Raw genomic sequence first — 17,988 nt, forward strand, 5'->3', positions numbered from 1 at the left:
TTATTAATCCTTTATTGAGCTTTTGATGTGTGGTCTTGCTGGTATTTGGCATATTCGAGCTTATAAGCATTTATGCAGCCAAGTGCAATCTATGAACGGCACTTTGCGGCGCCGCGGTCCGGATGATGACGGTATATGGACATCATCAGATCATTGTTTGGCGCTAGCACATCGCAGGCTGTCCATCGTTGACCTAACCAATGCTGGTGCGCAACCAATGGTTTCGAGCTCTGGTCGAACAGTGATCGTACTAAACGGAGAAGTTTATAATCATATTGAGTTGCGCGCTGAATTGAAAAGTGCGGGCGTTCTATTTCGCGGCCATAGCGACACGGAAGTTGTACTCGAGGCGATTGAGCACTGGGGGCTAGAGCGAGCCCTTTCGCGATTTGTTGGTATGTTTGCGCTGGCGATATGGTGTGTTTGCACGCGTAGATTATTTCTAGTTCGCGATCGCTTTGGAGTCAAACCTCTCTACTACAAGTACCTGCCTAGTGAGAAGCTTCTTTTCGCTTCGCAGCTGCAAGCGTTCGAGGCAATTGGCGAAGTTCGGGGGGTCGAGAATGAATGTTTGCGTGCTTATTTAAAGTACGGCTACGTGCCAGGTGAGAAATCCATCTATAAAGGTATCTATCGCTTGATGCCTGGGACTTACGCCTGCTTTCGGCCGGATGGGGGCGGTCGTCCGGTATTGGAAACGGTACAGCGGTATTGGGGGTTGCCGGATATCGGTGAGAATGCGCAGGTCGATAATGATCCTGGTGCCATCAGCGAGCGTTTGGAGCTGCTTTTGGAAGAAAGTGTCCGACTGCGCCTGATCGCCGATGTCCCGGTTGGACTCTTCCTTTCCGGTGGCGTGGATTCAGCGCTTGTCGCCGCCATGGCCCAAAAGGCCAATGTCCGCGAACTCCGAACATTCACCATCGGCTTTTCCGAGCCGGGCTGGCCGGACGAAAGCGAACGCGCCGCGCGGATCGCCCGACATTTAGGGGCGACGCATACCAGTTGGACGCCGAATACGGAAGATATCAGGCAGACTGCGAATACTTTGCCGCAGATCCTGGATGAGCCCTTTGCCGATCCGTCGATTATCCCCACTTGTCTGGTCAGTCAGCTAGCCCGCCGGGATGTCACCGTTGCATTATCGGGGGACGGGGGAGATGAAGGGTTCCTGGGCTACGGTCGCTATAGCTTCGCACCTGCCGCACTAAGGCGATACGGTTGGCTTGGCAAACCGGGGGCTTCGTGGGCGATTCGGCCGATGGAGTGCATGGCTGATGGTCTGGACCATCTGAGCCCTCGCATGGCACGACGCTTCCATGCGGCCACATCGCTTGCGCGGGCGAGTGCCAATGTCGATTCATTCTATAACTGGTCGGTGGCCGCTAGAGACGGCACATATTGCCTGAGACCGGAGTTGCGGTGCCAGGCAGGATTGTCATCAATCTCATCTGACGCACCCTCTCTCCGGGAGTTGAACCGACGAGACATAAATCAGTATCTCCCGGACGATATTCTGTACAAGGTGGACAGGGCCAGCATGGCGGTGAGCCTGGAAGCCAGGGAACCTTTGCTGGATCACCGTCTTGTTGAATACGGCTGGAGCTTGCCCGCGCATCGAAAGATTGACAAGAACGGCGTAGGCAAGTTGCCGCTCAGGACCGTGCTTGCCAAGCACTTGCCAAGCGACGTGCTGGCGGAGCCGAAACGGGGCTTCGGTGCGCCGGTCAGCGATTGGATCCGAGGCCCCCTTCGTGAGTGGGCCCGCCTTTATTGTGATTACTCCGACGGATACACGGATGACCGCTCCGTTCGCAGGCTCTACGAGGCGTGTACATCAGGATCCGCCCCGACTCAGGTAAGCAGCCTTTTGTGGCGCATATTGGTGTTTCGTGCCTGGCATGCGGAACGTGCCGGCAAGGTGGCGATATGAGCGAAGACGGTGGTAGATGGCCCGATTTCTTTATTGTCGGTGCGCCCAAGTGTGGAACGACGTCTCTCTATGCGGTCCTCAAATCACATCCTGCGGTGTTTTTCCCCGAAAACAAAGAGCCGATGTTTTTTAATACAGACCTGAGCCACCCGCACGCCGTTCGCTCGGAAAACATTTACAACGAGTTGTTCTCCCGTGCTAGGCCAGATCAAGTCTGTGGTGATGCGTCCACCTTGTACCTTTCATCGTTAGTGGCGCCCGGAGCCATACGGCAGCGTCTCCCCGATGCAAAGATTATCATCCTGATAAGAGACCCTGTGGAGCAGATGTATTCCTGGTATCGGCATCTTAAGTACTGGGGTTACGAAAACGCGCCGTCCTTTTCTGACGCGATTTCCCTCCAGAGGGAGCGTCGTGAAGGCCATAAATTGCCAATCGGCAATATTTGCCACGACTGGCTGCAGTACGAAGAAATGGCATCTTTTTCCCGGCAGATAGATCGCTATCGGGGCACCTTCCCTGAGTCACAGCTGGGCGTATGGTTGCTTGAGGATTTGAAGGAGGTGCCCAATGAAACATTGGTTGATATTGCATCATTTCTTGGACTCGACTCCATTTTAGTTTCAGAGCACTGTGTTCCAGAGAAAAATACGAACAAAGCGTTACGTTTTCCGGTACTAAAGCGTTCTTTGCAAGTAATGAGAGCTTATCCTGGAATTCGTGCCTTTTTAAAGGCCACTATGCCGGTGAGTGTGCGTAAAAAGTTGCTCTTGGGGATTAACAAAATAGGTACTCGAAAGGAGAAGGCTCCTCCGATCTCGCCTGAGCTTCGCCTGGCTCTTCGCCATAGGATGATGTCGGAAGTGAGGAGACTGAGTGAAATAGTGGGACAGGACCTGCCAGTCCGGTGGGGTTGGGAAGGGGACACCAATCGATGACTGTGGGTCAACGACGGGTCGCTTTTTGCACGCCGCCGCACTATGGCGGTATCTATAGCGTCTTCCGGCGCATCAGGGAGGCTGTAGCTGGCCATGGCTGGGATGTGATAGCGGTCCATCCGAAATCCGAATCCAGCCGTTGGTATGGGTATGACGAGCGGCTGGCCGGGGACGGTGTGGTTTCGGTGTCAGTCGGCGGGGGCGGCTTGCAGGAAGAGGCAAAAAACCTGACACGCTGGTTTGTCGAAAACGATGTGGCGATCGTGATCCCGATGTCTCTGCCGCCGGCCCTGGCAGCGGTCCCCCATCTTCCGGAGTCCATACGCGTCGTGACGCGATGCATCAATGTCACACCCCATGCCTATCGTCTGGCTACGTGGGGCTTGCCGTGGATCGATCGGGTGGTATTTACATCGCCCAGACAGGCGGAGGACCTGAAGGCTCGGTATCGCGTGGATGCGAGCCTATTGAGCCACGTACCCAATGCCGTCGATGTGTCGCGCTTGGCTATCCCGAGGCCGACGCAACGACAGGGGCAGGGTTTGCGGCTGGTCTTTCTGGACCGTCTCGAGCATACCCAGAAGCGTGTGCTTATGTTGCCAGGGTTGTTGGAGCGCCTGGATCGGGACAATGTGGCATTCGACATTGTCATCATCGGTGATGGGCCGGATCGCAATCGGCTCGCGGATGATTTGCAGCCCTGGGTAGCACGTGGCGTGGCGCGTTTCGTCGGGTCGGTTCCGAATGACGAGGTGGGCGCGTATCTGTCACAAGCCGATGTGCTCGTGAAAATGTCGCGCAACGAGGGTTTCCCATCGTCCGTCATCGAGGCCATGGCGGCCGGCGTCGTGCCGGTTGTTTCGCATCTGCGCGGCGTGACCGACTGGATTGTGCAGCATGAAAAGACCGGCCTCCTGTGTCCCCTCGATAATGTTTCGGACTTTGCCGCGGCCTGCCGCCGGCTTGATCGCGATCGCAGGTTATTGCGGAATATGAGCGAGGCCGCGAGTCGTGATGTCGGCGAGCGCTTCGATATAGCCGGTTTCGGCCGCAACTGGTCTCGTGTGTTCGAAGAGGTGATGCGCCAACCGCGTCGCACGCCACCGCTGGCGTGGCAACGCTTTCGGACGCCCCTGCCATACAGGGGGACCTTGGCGCACCGCATTCTCTGGCGGCATGTCCCCCGGTCTTGGAAAGATCGTGCCAGGGCCATGGCCGAAAACCTATCCGTGGACAGGTAGGCGCGCGATGTTGCCCAATTTCATGATCATCGGCGCGCCCAAGGCCGGTACGACATCCCTTTGGGCTCTTCTGCGGCAGCATCCCGACGTCTTTATGTGCGAGCCGAAGGAGCCCGCCTATTTTCTTTACGACGAGCGCTACGAGCGCGACCGGAGCTGGTACGAGTCACTGTTCGACGACGCTGGCGATGCTGCCGCGGTAGGCGAGGCCACTAGCGAATACTGTCGGACGTTGACACGTCCCAAGGCGTTGCCGCGGATTGCGACTGACGTGCCGGGTGTCCGCTTGATCTACATGGTGCGACATCCCCAGGACATCCTGGTCTCTCGTTGGCGTCAGGAGCTGTTCAACGCCAACGAAATGCCCCGTGACTTCTCGCAAGCCCTGCGTGAGTCTCCTGAACTCTTGGAAAACGCGCGTTTCGGCCATTGCCTGCAAACGCTGGACGAGTATTTCCCGCCGGAGAATGTGCTGGTGCTCCTTTTCGAGGAATGGTCTCGACGGCCCGCCACCATGATGCGGCAGGTAGCGACCTTCCTGGGCATCGATGATATCTGGGCCGAGGATGTCTCGGTGCCGCGCATGAACGTGGGCGATAGCAAGGACATGGATGGCGCTCTCATGCGTTTGCTCCGCCGTGCGCCGCTCGCCGACGGATTGCGACGCCGGATTCCGCTAGGCCTGCGCGGTCGTCTCCGCAGGCGCATGCGCAAGCCCGTACCCCCGGCACCGCAGTGGCGCACGGAAGATGTCGCCTTTCTCGAAGAGCAAATCGGCGACGAATTGTCGTGGTTCCTGCGCCGGCTAGGGCGGTCGGAGGACGAGTGGACGCTGGAGCCCGGCCGGTGACCGAGGACGCCCGACACATCCTCATTGTGCTTGAGAGTTGGGGAGAGGGAGGGACCGAGTCCTTCGTTCGCCAGCTTGTCGAGTGGCTGACTGAAAACACGGATGCCCGTATATCGGTCTGTCTCTTGAAAGCCGACACGACGGCTCGACAGGCTGCTGTCCAAGCATTGCCTATCGCCGAGCGGAATGTCCACGTACTTGGGGCCAGTAATGCCGTGTCGGTATTCTTGCGCTTCCTTCGTCTGCTGCATTGGCTTCGTCCGGACGTTTGCCATCTCCACTTGTATTCAAGTCTGTTGCCTGCAGTGGTGGCTTCGCGCTATGCGCGCGCTCCGCGCATCGTGACGTCGCTGCACATGCCACTGTGGAACTGGAGCCTAAGGCACAGACTTGCTTGGCGTTTGGCCATTGCATTGAGCCATCAGATCACCGGCAATTCTTCCGCAACGTTGCGCTCCGCTGGTCGGCTGCCGGGATCCAAGGATGCTGATCTCGTTTCGCCGCCTCTGCCTAGGGAGTTGTTGCATGCGTCCTCGCGGGCCATAGGCAGTCATGATGTCCAGGCTAATGATTCCTCGTGGACGATTGTTGGTATCGGGCGGCTGAGTCGCGAAAAATGCTGGGATACCTTGCTGCGGGCCTTGCACTTATTGGAGATGGATAATCCCGGTGCTTGGCGGTTACGTTTGTTCGGAGACGGTTTGGAACGGGAATCACTTGGGAGACTAGCCGAATCTCTTGGTATCACAACGATCGTCCGGTTCGAAGGGTTTCTCCCCTTCGATCAATTGGTGGATACTCTCGTCGACTGCGACATATCTGTATTACCGTCGCGATTCGAGGGTTTGGGCATGGCTGCGATCGAGGCCATGGCGCTCGGGATTCCGACCGTGACGGCGGACTTCGAGGCTTCGGCTGACTTCATCCAACAAGGTGTCACGGGGCATACCTTCCCACGCGGTGATGCCGTGGCGCTTGCACGGGTGCTGGGCTGGCATCGCGAGAATCCCGACCGGGTAACGCTGGTCGCAGAGAACGGACGGCGCCTGGTACATGAGCGATTCCGGCCGGACGTTGTTTTTCGGCCGATCATAGGGGCTTATGGATTGAACGATCTGCTGGATAATGGACGTCATCGGTCGTTGGGGACGGGCAAGGGATAATCCGCATGGACAGCCGGCCGAATAGTTTCGTCATCGGTGCGCCAAAATGCGCGACTACATCCCTGGTGGAGGCTTTAGCGACTCATTCCCGCGTCTATGTACCGTTTATCAAGGAGCCAGGCTATTTCGGGTCCGACTTCGGTTCGGATGTTGGGGATGAGGAGGAGTATCTGGAGCTTTATACGAAAGCCCCCGCGCAGGCGACTGTTTTGGTGGATGGCACCACACATTATCTCGCTTCCGCGGATGCGGTCTCGCAGATCCTGCATTTTAATCCGCAGGCCCGGTTTATCTGTGCCTTTCGGGATCCGCTTGAAGTTGCACCAGCCTTCCATTCCCAGTTACGGCGGCATCATATCGAGCCGCTATCGAGTTTCGATGCAGCGTGGGCCGATCAACCGGAACGACGGAAGCGCATGCGGGCCGGCGGAAGCAGAGAGCCGTTATACGATGAGATTTGCCTTTTCGGTAAGCAGCTTGAGCGTCTCTACACGCGAGTTCCCGAGGACCGGGTTTTTGTCGTCTTCTTTGACGAACTGATCACGAAGCCCGAAGTGACCCTCGACAGGGTCCAGGCCTTCCTGGGGCTTGACCGGGAGAATCTGCAATTGCCGAATTCGAATGTGAATCAAGAGGTTGTGCTGGAGAATATGCATCGTTTCAAAATGCATCTCGCCAGACACGCCAGGAGACTGAAAAGGCTGTTAGGCATTCATCGCAACATGGACTTATTCCGGCGTGCGTTTGCATTCACGACAAAGCCATCGGATCGCGACAAGCCCGACCAAGCGACTATCGAGTCGATGAAACAGAGTTTCTCGGCGGATATGGATTTATTCGAGTCTGTGGCAGGCCGTTCGATACGCGGTTCAGCCTGGGATCAAGAGCCTGCGGGGACTAGCGGCGCGCCATAATCCGTGGACAACGGGGGTTCGGACTTAATGGGTAAGTACAGGCAGATTATTAATCGTGGCGGTTGGCTGGCAGCGCCATGGTTGCTGTTTCGGAGTGCATCCCGGCTATCGGCCAGATGGATGCGGGTTTACGCCTTCAGGCATGTTCACGGTGTCGAGGTTGGACGAGGGGTCTTTCTCGGTCCCGGCATTAGCTTGGTGAAGCCTGGCAACGTGACGCTTTGCGATCGAAGCTCTCTTGCGGCCGGTGTGAGTCTCTGGAGCGAATCCGAAGAGGGCCGACTTCGGCTGGGCCACGGAGCTCAGGTCAACCGTGACGTGTACCTCGACTTCTCGGGCGGATTGACACTCGAGCGCGATGTGCTGGTGTCGGCGGGTGCCATCATCTATACACACGACCACGGCCGCGACCCGCGCTCGGAGCCGACATTCTCCGAACTGGTTGTAGGAGAGGGTGCCTGGGTGGGTGTGCGCGCGATTGTCCTGCCGTCCGTCAACTATATTGGCAGGGGGGCGGTGATCGGTGCGGGCGCTGTCGTGACTTGCGACATCCCGGACGGCGCGACATATGTCGGTGCCAAGGGTCGTCTGATCGAACCCGGGCAAGCGCGGACGGGTGAATGAACAGGCCGAAGGTCCTTTTCGTCGACCGGCAGGGTGCGCTAGCTGTCTGGAGCCTGTTGATACCGGTTGCCCGGCAATTGGAGGAATCCGGTTGGGATACTGGTTTCGTGATGATGTCGGACGAGAGCGGTCGGGGGATTCCCGATATCACCTGCTCCTTGGGGATTTTTCGCATCACGGTGCCCTACAAGCGTTGGCCGGGTGACCTGCTGCGGCAATCCTCGTCATTCAGGGCCCAGTTCGATCGTCTGGTGGCCCGGGTTTCCCCCGATGTTATCCACGTTAATTTTGCGATCCCCGGTATATGGGCCCGCCAGGTTGCTGGCCGGCGCCGGGTCCCGTTCTTGGTCTCGACGCAGCATGAACTGGCGGGGTCGCTGGCGCCGCATCTTCGGCTCGGGTTGTGGTCGAGCCGGAGGCGTGTCGATGTCCACACGTATGTCTCGGATACGGTGGCGGCATCCTTCGGCCATGCAGGTGCCCCGGTCCAGCTTGAGGATGAGGTAGTGCCGTCACACGTCGTGATCCGTAACGGTGTTGATATCGACACGATACGACCTTTCCGGGCGTCGCGGGATGCCGCCGTGCCGGGTCGTATCGTGGCGCCGGGACGGTTGATGCCCGAAAAGGGACAGGCCTTGCTGGTTCGCGCATTGGCCGAGGTGCGGCGTACCCATCCGCAGGCGCATCTGATCTTTGCCGGGTCGGGGCCGGAGGAGGATCGCTTACGCGATTTGGCTGAGGAGCTCGGTGTCTCCGGGGCAGTGACCTTCAAGGGTTGGTTGTCCCGGGAGGCTTTGTGGCGTTTGCTGGCGAGCGGCCAAGTGGCCGCGTTCGCGAGCGACGGCAAACAAGAAGGGTTCGGGCTCGCATTGGCGGAGGCCGCCTTGCTTGAGACACCCTTGGTCGTTAGCCGGATCGCGGCTTTCAGGGAAGTCATGGCGGGCGACGAGGATGCTGCCTGGTGGTTCCGGACGGAGGACGAGGGATCGCTCGTGTCCGCGCTCCGAGCGGCACTTTCGGCCGTTTCGGCGGAACGTGCCCGCCGCATTGCCAGGGCAGCTCGCGCGGCCCGTGAGAGGGCGACGCAATCACGCATGATCGAGCAATACACACGGCTTTATGATCGTTTCGCAGCGGTTATCGCCGGCCGCCCCAAACAGGACTATCGAATTAATGCCAAGAGATATTGAGATATCGCAGGGCGCGCGCGAGCGGTTCGTGCGCGAGAGTCTGTACCGGGTTCTGGCCGAGGCCGTTACGGCCGGGGGCAGGGTCGAGGGCCGGGTGCTTGATGTCGGGTGCGGGCGTGGCGAGGTCATGGCTGCCCTGACCGATGCCGGTTTCCGGATGGTGGGGGTGGATCCCGAGGCGGAATGTGTCGAGGCGAGCGCGCATCATGCGGAGGCCCACCAGGGCGGCGTCGAGGATATTGCCGCCATGTTCGGCGACGAGACGTTTTCCGCGGTCATCTGTTCGCATGTGCTGGAGCATCTCCGGGATCCGCACGGCGCCCTCTGCCATATGCGGCGTATCAACGCGAACCGGTATGTCTTCGCGGTCCCGAATATCCTGCGGCCCGCACGGATCGTTCGTGCCGTGCTCGGCAAGCGCCGCGGTGATCATCCTCATCATCTGTTCGGTTGGGGGCATGCCGAGTTTGAGCGGCTGCTTCGGGATTGCGGTTTCCGGGTGGTGGCCTGGCACCAGGACCGGGTGACTTTCATGCCCCTTGGGGGTCGGTTGGGGGCGTTTCTGGGTCGCTGGTTGCGGAGTCTCGAGGAGCGTTTCCTGGTCCGGGTGTTTCCCGTGTTGTCATCCTCTCTGATCGTGGCCTGCGTACGGGATGACCTGGAGCATGGCCAGGAGGGCGTCTGAATGGCCGATGCTCCGCTCGTCTCCGTCATCCTGACAACGTATAACGAGAGCGATCGCATCGAGATAGCTTTGCACTCGATCTTCGCTCAGACCATGACCGATTATGAGGTGGTCGTGGTGGATGATGGCTCGACGGACGATACCGTGGACGTCATGCGCCGTATGGGCGATGCACGGGTTCACGTGGTGGAGGCCGGCCGACTCGGCCGGGGCGGTGCCTTGAAGCGGGCCGTTGAGGAGGCCCGCGGGAAGTACGTGGCCAATCTCGATGCTGACGATGAGGCTTGTCCGGATCGTCTCGCCGGGCAATCGGTATATCTGGAAGGTCATCCGGAGGTGGTCTGGCTGGGGGGGGGCGAGGAGATGGTCGACAATCGTCGGGGCGAGCGTTTTGTGCGCCGCTACCCGACGGATGATGCAGCGATCCGCCGGCAATCCGCCAAGTGCATTCCGTATTCGCACAGTGCCGTGATGTTCCGTCGATCGCTGCTGGAGGAAGGCCTTAATTACGATCCGGCGCAGCCCTATCTGATTGACTTCGAGTTCTTCCTGCGTGTGGCCTCCAAGCATCCGGTCGCCAACCTGGATGAACCCGTGGTGCGCCGGAACGTGCGCGGCGAAAGCTATTTTCAGTCCAGTTTCAGCACGGCGCGGCAGAACCGGCGGCTCGCGGTGCTTTGCGCGCGCGCGATACGGCGGTTCGGGTTGCCGGTGTCTTGCTATGTGTTCCCTATGGCGAGGCTGGCCTATCCGCTACTGCCCGGCTGGCTGAAACGTCGGATTAGGCATTCGCAGGGTTTGCGGGAGACAGAATTGGCCGTGGGCAACTGAGATGCCGACTATCGGATTGGCAATATTCTTGATCGCTGGCGGGATATGCGCGCTGCCGATAATGGCACGCATCGTGAAGCAGCCGGTGATCGGGATATACATCTTCCTGTTCCTGTCCAGCATCACGATGGCGCCCAATTTCCCGATCGTCGGCGACCGGCTGGCATTCGCCGATTTCGTGATGGGCTTCACCATCCTGGCGGCCTGGGCACAGGGGCGTCCCCGACAGGTGGAGCCCCGTCTGCGCCAGGTCGAGTTGTTTGCGGACATACTCATTGCTCTATGCACGGTGTCCTCGCTGCTCGCCTTGCTGGTAGGCGGCGATCCGGTTCGTGTCTTCCTTTTCATGGCCATCTACCTCTACGGCTATGTCGTGTTCAAGACGATCGTCCGTCACGTCGATGACGTCGAGAAATTCAAGATGGCGTGTCTGGCGTGGGGACTGGGGGCGGCGCTGGTGATCGTGGTCGGATTTCTGGCATCGACCGGCATATACAAGCCGGCCTGGACCTTCGATGCCAAGATCAACCGCATCTCGGCTACCATGAAGGATTCCGGCCAGGTAGCGAGCTATATCGCGCCGGCACTGCTGCTGTATGTCTATGTCGCGACCAGTCAGCAGATCAAGCCGATTTACCGGATCGCGGCCATAGGTCTCTGCGGCATGGCCGTAGTCGTGTTGCTGGGCACGGGCAGCCGCATATCGTTCGTGATGTTGCTGTTCTTTGTCGCCTACGTGGGCTTTGTCAGCTTGACCGGCAAGCGGCGCATATCCCGTGCACCAGTGATACTGTTTCTGGCCGCCGTGTTGATCGGTGGCGGCAGTTATGTCGTATCCGTCTGGAGCGATACGAGCGAGGAATACGGTCTGCTAACGACTTCGCCATTCGAGCGGGCAATCAAGATGTTGTCGATGCAGACCCGGCAAGGCCTGGGGGTGCCAACCTCATTGCTGGAACAATACGGAGGAACCCGGTACGAGGAGATCAGCACTGCCCTGGAGCACTTCCCCGAGAGTCCTATGTTCGGGGTCGGCAGCGGTATGTTCTCGCAGACCTTCAAGACGAACGAAGTCCACAACAGCGCTTTCGCGCTGCTGATCGAGAATGGTTTGTTCGCCTTCTTGTTCTTTTGCCTGTGGTGGGCGGCCATCGTAATGTTGCTGATTGGATGCCGGCGTCATGCTCGCTCGTCGCAGCTCAAGTTCGTCTACTCGCTCGCGATCGGCGTGGTGCTGGTATTCCTCCTATACCAGATGACGACCAATGGCCTGCGGCAGCGGCCTTTCTGGTTCGTGCCGGCGTTGGCGCTCTGCAGCGCGCGCCTGCTTCGGACCGAGGAGCAGCCTAAGCCCGATACGGCCGGCATGGTCGTGGCGGCGGCCCGTTGATGTCGGCGTGAGCAGTATGGCTAGTTCTTCTACCTCTTCGTCCATACCCCCGGCGGTAAGCGCCCATATTCGCTTTTTGACCGCGGTGGCAGCGGTCATGGTGGTGTATATCCATGGCACGACTGTTGGATTCACGTCCGGGGATTGGTCCGATCCGTCTGCCTGGATTCAGGGCTACCTGTCGCACAATCTCTTCCACGTATCGCTGCTGATCTTCTTTTTCTGCTCTGCATTTTTGTTGTTCGTCGGCGTGGACGGAATCGGCGATATCGGCGGCAAGCTGCGCAAGCGGGGACGCAGCCTGATCGTGCCCTACCTGTTGTGGTCGGGGCTGTGGCTGGTGGTTTTGCTGCTGGCTCGCTTGGTGGGGAACCTCGATCTGGGTGCGCAAGAGGCGCCATCCGGTGTCGAGGCGGTGCTTTACAGGCTGTTCGTGGATCCCGTTGCCGGGCAGCTCTGGTTCCTGCGGGATCTGATTGTTCTGACGGCGTTGTCACCGTTGCTGTTCGTGTTGCCACGGTGGGTTGGGCCGGCGCTGCTCGCGGCGGCCTATGTCGTCTGGCTTTGGGTGCCGACGCCGACCGTGATCGAAAACCGGTCCGGATGGTGGGAGATCGTCAGCACTGAGGCCATCGTTTGGTTCCTGGCGGGCGTGGTCGCGGCCCGTTTCCTGGATCTCGACAAGCTCGATCGGATCTTGCGGGATCGCCGGGCCTGGGTGTCGCTGGCGAGTTGTGTCGGCTACCTGCTGTTGCCGTTGGCCAAGGGTGGTCCGTTCATGCCGGCCAGTGTGGCCTTCGGGTTGTCGACGACGCTGGGGTTTGTCTTCCTGGTTTCGTTGTATCCCTGGATCGCCCGGCTGGTGCATTCCGAGGTGGTGGCGCGTTTCGGGTCGTTCTCGTTCCTGCTCTACGCCGGGCATTACCCGACGCTCAAGATCGTGGGCTTGAGTGTCGTGGCGATTTTGGGGCCTTCGGCGGAGGTGGCGCTCGCGACGTACGCCTTGGCGCCATTGGTCGTGATCATTGGCGTGATATTCGGTCTATCCGTGCTGGGGCGGGTATGGCCGGGTGCGGTCCTGGCTCTCAACGGCTACCGGCCCGTATATCCGTTCCTGGCATCCCGTACTGTGAAGTGAAATGCTGAGTTTCACGGTCCCCGACCCCGGAGACAAAGATGACGACATTACTTTTAGGGCTCGCAATCTTCCTTGGGATGCATTCGATCTCCATCGTCGCTCACGAGTGGCGCGATGGCATGGTGCAGCGGATCGGCAAGTATCCCTGGCAAGCGCTGTACGGGCTCGTTTCCATCGTGGGATTCGTGCTTATCGTGAAGGGTTACGGGATGGCGCGGCTCGATCCGACTGTCTTGTACATGCCGCCGGCTTGGCTGCGTCATGTCTCGATGTTGTTGCTGTTGCCGGTGTTTGTGTTGTTCCTGGCACCGTATCTGGCGGGGCATATCAAGCGAGTGATGAAGCACCCGCAGCTGGTAGCGGTGAAGCTCTGGGCGGTGGCGCATCTTCTCGCCAACGGCATGCTGCACGACGTCGTGTTGTTCGGCGCCTTCCTGGCCTGGGCCGTGGCGGATCGTATTTCCTTCAAACGGCGGCCGATGCGCGAGGTGCCGGCGTTGCCGTCTTCTGGGATCAACGATGTGATCCTGGTGGTGCTGGGGTTGGGTGTTTACGTGGCGTTTGTGCTTTGGCTGCATCCGGTGTTGATTGGGGTGCCGGTGGCTTAGCTATATCCGTAAGACGTTATTCTTTCAATATTTGCTCGGCAAACGTCCGAGCCGTGACGATACGTGTGCCGGCGTGTCGTCCGAGTGCGATCAAGTCGCCGAAATCACCGCTTACCAGATAGTGGGCCGTGCCGGCCTCCGCAATGGCTAGGATCAGGTTGTCATCGGGATCGGGGCTGGCCGAAACGGCCGGCGTCTTCTCTATCAGCGTTGCGTTGGCTCGTATCAGGTTCACCATGCGCCCGGCTTCGGCGGGTGTAATGCGCTCGCGCAATCGTGGGTAGCGGCTCGCCGCGCTTAATTCATCCAACTGTCCAGCGCTCGTCACGAGCTCGTATCGACCTTGCCGCCAGGATTGGTAGATTCGAAAGGGCGGGGAGTGAGGGGAGATCAGGGCCGAGAGCAGGATGTTCGTATCGAGAACGACCCGCACTTAGCCTGTCCGCTTGGCCATACGGGCGAAACGGATCGCTTCCTGGCTGATCCGGTCGATTTCCTCGTCGCTCAGATCGGTGAATCGGTCCCGGATTTCCTCGGTCGTACGATCCAGGACTCGCCAGCGCACCGCTTCCTCGACGAAACGGGAGAGATCCCCTTTTTTGTAACCCCGCTCCGCCAAGTAGCCTCGTACCTGACGGTCGGCTTCTTCGGAGATTTTGAGGTGCCAGCGTGCTTGTTCGCTCATCATTCGCTGCGTGTCTATGTGTCTATGAGCATTCTAGTCGTGACACTGGGTTCGTTACAAGCTTCTCTGCCAGGGTAGTTGCCTTGATTGGAAGCAGACAGCCAATGCGGACGAGCGGTGCTTGATGCGCTCGACACATGCCGGGTAACAAGGATGATATGGTTGAATCGAGTCAATCGGTGCAGGTGCATGTGATGGATCCTACTCCTGCGGAATCGCCTTCCGAGAGTTATTCCTCGCTGATCCGCGAGGTTAGGCAGGACGCCTTTCTTGGCGACGTTATAGACAGTCAGGCCTTCGGACGCCTGTCGGGAATCTCTTTCCTAGGTGCGATCGATTATGTCGGTGACTGGGTCTTGCCTAAGGTCTGTCGCACGCGATTCAGTCACTCGTTGGGCGTGGCCGCTTTGGCGAAGTATGTCTCCAAGGTTCGGGGATATTCCACCGATACGGAGCGTCATTTGATATGTGCGGCTCTCCTGCACGATATCGGTCATCCGCCTCTGTCGCATTCCGCCGAGAGCGTATTGAAGGCGCGTTTCGGCATGAATCACCATGATCTCGCGGAGCGTCTGATCGATGGGCATTTTGGTCCCGGACGTTCGCTGCGGGGGATATTGGAGCGGTTCGTCGATGCGGAACGATTGAAGTCGCTGATCTCGGGTCGGAGCGAGGAGCCGGGGAGCGATTTGTTCCGGCACAGGATCAACATCGACACCATCGACGGCATCATCCGGGCGATGCATTACGACAAGGCCTATCTCGATACGAATCTCCCTTTGCGTATGACCCGCGCCGTGTTCCTGACACAGGACGACTCGCGGTTCGAGGCGATGGACTGGTTTTGGCGGTCGAAGAACGACGTCTACCGTTTCCTGGTCCACAGCAGGCGGGGCCTGGAGGCGGATTACGCGGGTCAGTTCCTTTTTCGCAAGTTGGAGTTGAGTGAGGACGACATGGTCTCCGACGAAAGACACGGATCGCTGGGTTCGGCTCTGAGACGCGTGTCATCGGAGGTGAGGGAAGGACAGCCGCGGGCATTTCGGTTCGTAGCAAGAGACTATTTCATAAACTCCGAGCTATTCTCGGAGGAACGCTACGGGCTCGCCAAGAAGGCGAGTGTCTTGTCTGGCAACGCGCCGGAATCCACTGAAGGGACTCGGCAATGGCAATGGAAGGCTATTCCGCACAAGAAAGACTTTCGTCACAGTCGCAGCAGAAATTAGATACGCTGCGAGACGAATTCGCAAAGGAATTCGAGGCTTACAAGCAGGCCGGAAAGTTCTCCGTAGTCGCGGTGGGCTCTCTTGCTCGTTTGGAAGCGTGCGAGGATTCCGATCTGGACTATTTCATAATCTCCGACAGGGGCCTAAAGGCTAGTCATTTCGAGCATGGACTGGGCAGATCGCGCTTGACTGTGGCCAACTCCTGGTCGCGTGGCGTGTCCGAGCCCGTAAAGGCCTTGTTCGGCTGGCGGCTCAACTCACGGCACCAGCGGGTCAGCATTTGGGTTTATGCCTAAATCCCGGGCTATCTCGCCAATACTGGCACCAGGGACCCGGGTGAGATCCGCCACCTCGGCCTTGAATTCCAGGCTGCACTTTCTTCGTTGCGGCATAACACTCCTTCACGGCCCATAATGAGCCTTTTCGGATGTGTCCGCGGCAACGGGGTAGAACCCACTCAGCAGGGGTGGGTGTCGGATAAATACTCAACTAGTTTAAGAGGGAATGATGAGTTTTGAAAAAGGGAAAAGGTATGGTCGTTATTGGGACGATGTTCATACCCTGAATGATTTAATCACTCGCTATGCATTTCATACGACTGGGAAGAATGAAAGGGATTTTGAGAACGGCTTTGCCTCAACCCTTTTGAATTCCGAAGAAGGCACTTTCAACGCCGAGGTAATTACGCAAATAGATAAATCTGTAGCGGTAAAGGGTGTCTATTGCTTCGGCAAGCAACATAGGCCGGATATGTCTCTTGATGAAAATGGTATCGCAGTTGAAATTAAATTCGTCAAATATGCTGGTTTAAAAGATGCTATTGGGCAAGGTTATCTATATAGATTACGCTATCGTTTCGTAATTCTTGTTCTCATAATAAGCGAGGAAAGAAAAGGTATTTATGAGGATTTGATTTTAGGGAAGGAAAGTGATCTAGAGCATACTCTTCAGCATTTGGCAGATAATATGAATGTTTTCACTTACATTGTGCCTGCTTATAAGCTCAAGGGAGGGCAGAAAAAATGTGTCTCATTTTTTGAGCCTCGAAATATTGTTGATGAATAGAATTTGTAAAACTGGACGGTTTTACGGTTGAATCGCCCGGATTCGTTGGAGGCTCCAACGATTGAGCGGCTACTGAAGATCATGGGATACATCGCTTGTCTTGAAGGGATGCCATGTGACACTATATATGGTGTCACAGGGAGGGTGCATGGGTCTGGATGAGACGCGTCAGCGGCTCATAGCCTCGAAGAAGAGCATTCGATGTCGCGAATTGGTTCAGCTCATGGAATCCCTTGGCTTCGAGGTCCGTGACGGCAAGCGTGGCGGTCACAAGATATGCACACATCCGTATCTCCCCGATTTTCACTCGCTTGGTTTCAACTGCGGTCATGGAAAGAATCCGGAGATCAAGCCGGCCTATATCACCAATGTGCTTCGCGTGCTGGAATGGCACGACGACGATTTGCGTTTCTACCTTGAACAGCACGACTCGGATCCCGAGTGACGAAGGAAACCGATATGTTTGATGCCAGCCGCTATACCATCATCGTGCGCAAGGGTGAATTCGACGAAGAGACCTGCTTCGAGGCCACTGTTCGCGAACTCCCGGATGTGGCCGAGTATGGCGATACAGCCGATGAGGCTTATGCCCTGGCACTGGATACCGTGGAAGTTACTCATGCCGCATTGACCGAACAGGGCCGCTGCATGCCCGTACCGTATGCCCCGGCCAAGGATTTCAGTGGGCGGGTAACGCTGCGTCTGCCGCGGAGTCTGCATCGCGCATTGGATGCGGCCGCGAACGCCGAAGGTGTGAGTCTAAACCAACATATCGTGAATGTTCTGAACTACTGGAGCGGATATGCCGCTCGGGCAACGGCCACGACGGAGTCGGCCACAGCTTGGCAGCGATACCCTGACGCAGGAGGTGTTAAGCAGCGTGCGCACCTCAAAGTCGTCTCTCGAAACGACTATCCGAAAGAGGAAGTCGACGACGTTGCTTGCCAATGACGACCGACGCTGCTCTCCAACGTGCGATTGATGCATTGGGCATCCGCGATGTATTCATTAGCCGGTCTGAATCTTGGCTTGCGGACGATTTCGAGCCGCAATACAGCGATCCCGAGACGCTGGACGTCGCGTGGAAACATCGGGTAACCCAATCGCAGGTCGCAACGCTTGAATCCGATTCGGGCGAGCAGCAATTGCTCTTCCGCGTTCTGATCGAGATGGGCATGCGACTCAATGCGCCGACGGAGAGGGGCGACGAATCTTTGAAGTTGGAACCAAGCGATGAAGAGCCGCCAACGTGCGCTTGTATCGAGGCCTGCTTCGTGGCCGAGTACGAAATGTCGGAACAGCTCGACAAGAAAGCCATGCGCGCATTCGCATTGAAGAATGCGAGCTACCATGTGTGGCCCTATTGGCGCGAATATTTGATGAGCCAATGCACGCGCATGAATTTGCCGAAAGTGACGGTGCCGGCCGTGCAATTTGCCCGCAATGCGAGCCAGGAGGCGTCTTCAAAAGAGGGGACATAGGGTAGGCATCGCATAATCCCCGG

At 58.0% G+C, this 17,988-nt stretch carries 22 protein-coding genes; 19 read left to right on the forward strand and 3 right to left on the reverse strand.

Annotated elements, in window-relative coordinates:
- Positions 1-25 precede the first annotated feature (25 nt).
- The 13 genes from asnB to PC39_RS08435 all read left to right on the forward strand — a co-directional run bounded on the left by asnB (position 26) and on the right by PC39_RS08435 (position 13,508).
- Positions 26-1,933, forward strand: coding sequence for an asparagine synthase (glutamine-hydrolyzing) (gene asnB, locus PC39_RS08375; RefSeq protein ID WP_353252927.1), 1,908 nt, complete (start codon positions 26-28; stop codon positions 1,931-1,933).
- Positions 1,930-2,871 carry a sulfotransferase family protein gene (locus tag PC39_RS08380; protein ID WP_353252928.1) on the forward strand — a complete coding sequence of 314 codons (942 nt, stop codon included), beginning with the start codon at positions 1,930-1,932 and terminating at the stop codon, positions 2,869-2,871. Before asnB ends, PC39_RS08380 begins: the two co-directional genes overlap by 4 nt.
- Entirely contained in the window at positions 2,868-4,112 is a 1,245-nt protein-coding gene (locus PC39_RS08385) for a glycosyltransferase family 4 protein (RefSeq protein ID WP_353252929.1), read from the forward strand. The genes PC39_RS08380 and PC39_RS08385 overlap by 4 nt, the downstream gene beginning before the upstream one ends.
- 7 nt (positions 4,113-4,119) lie before the next feature.
- Positions 4,120-4,962, forward strand: a complete 843-nt coding sequence (locus PC39_RS08390; protein ID WP_353252930.1) for a sulfotransferase — start codon at positions 4,120-4,122, stop codon at positions 4,960-4,962.
- On the forward strand, positions 4,959-6,125 hold the full coding sequence (locus PC39_RS08395; protein WP_353252931.1) for a glycosyltransferase: 1,167 nt from the start codon (positions 4,959-4,961) through the stop codon (positions 6,123-6,125). Before PC39_RS08390 ends, PC39_RS08395 begins: the two co-directional genes overlap by 4 nt.
- Before the next feature lie 5 nt (positions 6,126-6,130).
- Complete coding sequence (locus tag PC39_RS08400; RefSeq protein ID WP_353252932.1) at positions 6,131-7,039, forward strand: sulfotransferase family protein; 909 nt, start codon at positions 6,131-6,133, stop codon at positions 7,037-7,039.
- A 120-nt stretch (positions 7,040-7,159) separates the two neighbouring features.
- The gene (locus tag PC39_RS08405; protein WP_353252933.1) at positions 7,160-7,663 is read left to right on the forward strand and encodes an acyltransferase; all 504 of its coding nucleotides are present in this window, start codon (positions 7,160-7,162) and stop codon (positions 7,661-7,663) included.
- Positions 7,660-8,856: a glycosyltransferase family 4 protein gene (locus PC39_RS08410; RefSeq protein WP_353252934.1), complete on the forward strand. Its 1,197-nt coding sequence runs from the start codon at positions 7,660-7,662 to the stop codon at positions 8,854-8,856. Before PC39_RS08405 ends, PC39_RS08410 begins: the two co-directional genes overlap by 4 nt.
- 28 nt (positions 8,857-8,884) lie before the next feature.
- On the forward strand, positions 8,885-9,541 hold the full coding sequence (locus PC39_RS08415) for a class I SAM-dependent methyltransferase (protein ID WP_353252935.1): 657 nt from the start codon (positions 8,885-8,887) through the stop codon (positions 9,539-9,541).
- Positions 9,542-10,372, forward strand: coding sequence for a glycosyltransferase family 2 protein (locus PC39_RS08420; RefSeq protein ID WP_353252936.1), 831 nt, complete (start codon positions 9,542-9,544; stop codon positions 10,370-10,372). It begins immediately after the preceding gene.
- Between the two features lie 61 nt (positions 10,373-10,433).
- Positions 10,434-11,762, forward strand: a complete 1,329-nt coding sequence (locus PC39_RS08425) for an O-antigen ligase family protein (RefSeq protein WP_353252937.1) — start codon at positions 10,434-10,436, stop codon at positions 11,760-11,762.
- 16 nt (positions 11,763-11,778) lie between these two features.
- The gene (locus PC39_RS08430) at positions 11,779-12,900 is read left to right on the forward strand and encodes an acyltransferase family protein (RefSeq protein WP_353252938.1); all 1,122 of its coding nucleotides are present in this window, start codon (positions 11,779-11,781) and stop codon (positions 12,898-12,900) included.
- Positions 12,901-12,938: 38 nt separating this feature from the next.
- Positions 12,939-13,508, forward strand: coding sequence for an NnrU family protein (locus PC39_RS08435; RefSeq protein ID WP_353252939.1), 570 nt, complete (start codon positions 12,939-12,941; stop codon positions 13,506-13,508).
- 16 nt (positions 13,509-13,524) lie between these two features.
- On the opposite strand, the gene PC39_RS08440 is transcribed toward PC39_RS08435, so the two are convergent.
- Together PC39_RS08440 and PC39_RS08445 are read right to left on the reverse strand one after the other, a co-directional pair.
- Entirely contained in the window at positions 13,525-13,941 is a 417-nt protein-coding gene (locus PC39_RS08440) for a putative toxin-antitoxin system toxin component, PIN family (RefSeq protein WP_353252940.1), read from the reverse strand.
- Positions 13,942-14,196 carry a ribbon-helix-helix domain-containing protein gene (locus PC39_RS08445; protein WP_353252941.1) on the reverse strand — a complete coding sequence of 85 codons (255 nt, stop codon included), beginning with the start codon at positions 14,194-14,196 and terminating at the stop codon, positions 13,942-13,944.
- Between the two features lie 155 nt (positions 14,197-14,351).
- On the opposite strand from PC39_RS08445, the gene PC39_RS08450 reads away from it, so the two are divergent.
- Together PC39_RS08450 and PC39_RS08455 are read left to right on the forward strand one after the other, a co-directional pair.
- Positions 14,352-15,419 (forward strand): HD domain-containing protein, encoded by a 1,068-nt coding sequence (locus PC39_RS08450; protein ID WP_353252942.1) that lies wholly within the window; start codon positions 14,352-14,354, stop codon positions 15,417-15,419.
- The gene (locus PC39_RS08455) at positions 15,365-15,715 is read left to right on the forward strand and encodes a nucleotidyltransferase domain-containing protein (protein ID WP_353252943.1); all 351 of its coding nucleotides are present in this window, start codon (positions 15,365-15,367) and stop codon (positions 15,713-15,715) included. Before PC39_RS08450 ends, PC39_RS08455 begins: the two co-directional genes overlap by 55 nt.
- Here PC39_RS08455 and PC39_RS08460 read toward each other — a convergent pair.
- Complete coding sequence (locus PC39_RS08460; RefSeq protein ID WP_353252944.1) at positions 15,677-15,811, reverse strand: transposase; 135 nt, start codon at positions 15,809-15,811, stop codon at positions 15,677-15,679. The genes PC39_RS08455 and PC39_RS08460 overlap by 39 nt on opposite strands.
- Before the next feature lie 112 nt (positions 15,812-15,923).
- On the opposite strand from PC39_RS08460, the gene PC39_RS08465 reads away from it, so the two are divergent.
- The 4 genes from PC39_RS08465 to PC39_RS08480 all read left to right on the forward strand — a co-directional run bounded on the left by PC39_RS08465 (position 15,924) and on the right by PC39_RS08480 (position 17,965).
- A complete protein-coding gene (locus tag PC39_RS08465) occupies positions 15,924-16,484 on the forward strand; it encodes a hypothetical protein (protein WP_353252945.1) in 561 nt (186 codons plus the stop codon).
- 148 nt (positions 16,485-16,632) lie between these two features.
- Positions 16,633-16,929: a type II toxin-antitoxin system HicA family toxin gene (locus PC39_RS08470; protein WP_353252946.1), complete on the forward strand. Its 297-nt coding sequence runs from the start codon at positions 16,633-16,635 to the stop codon at positions 16,927-16,929.
- Complete coding sequence (locus PC39_RS08475; protein WP_353252947.1) at positions 16,926-17,435, forward strand: toxin-antitoxin system HicB family antitoxin; 510 nt, start codon at positions 16,926-16,928, stop codon at positions 17,433-17,435. Before PC39_RS08470 ends, PC39_RS08475 begins: the two co-directional genes overlap by 4 nt.
- A complete protein-coding gene (locus PC39_RS08480) occupies positions 17,432-17,965 on the forward strand; it encodes a preprotein translocase subunit SecB (protein ID WP_353252948.1) in 534 nt (177 codons plus the stop codon). Before PC39_RS08475 ends, PC39_RS08480 begins: the two co-directional genes overlap by 4 nt.
- The last annotated feature ends 23 nt before the right edge of the window (positions 17,966-17,988 follow it).

The sequence above is a fragment of the Salinisphaera sp. PC39 genome (assembly GCF_040361335.1).
GTDB lineage: Bacteria > Pseudomonadota > Gammaproteobacteria > Nevskiales > Salinisphaeraceae > APNM01.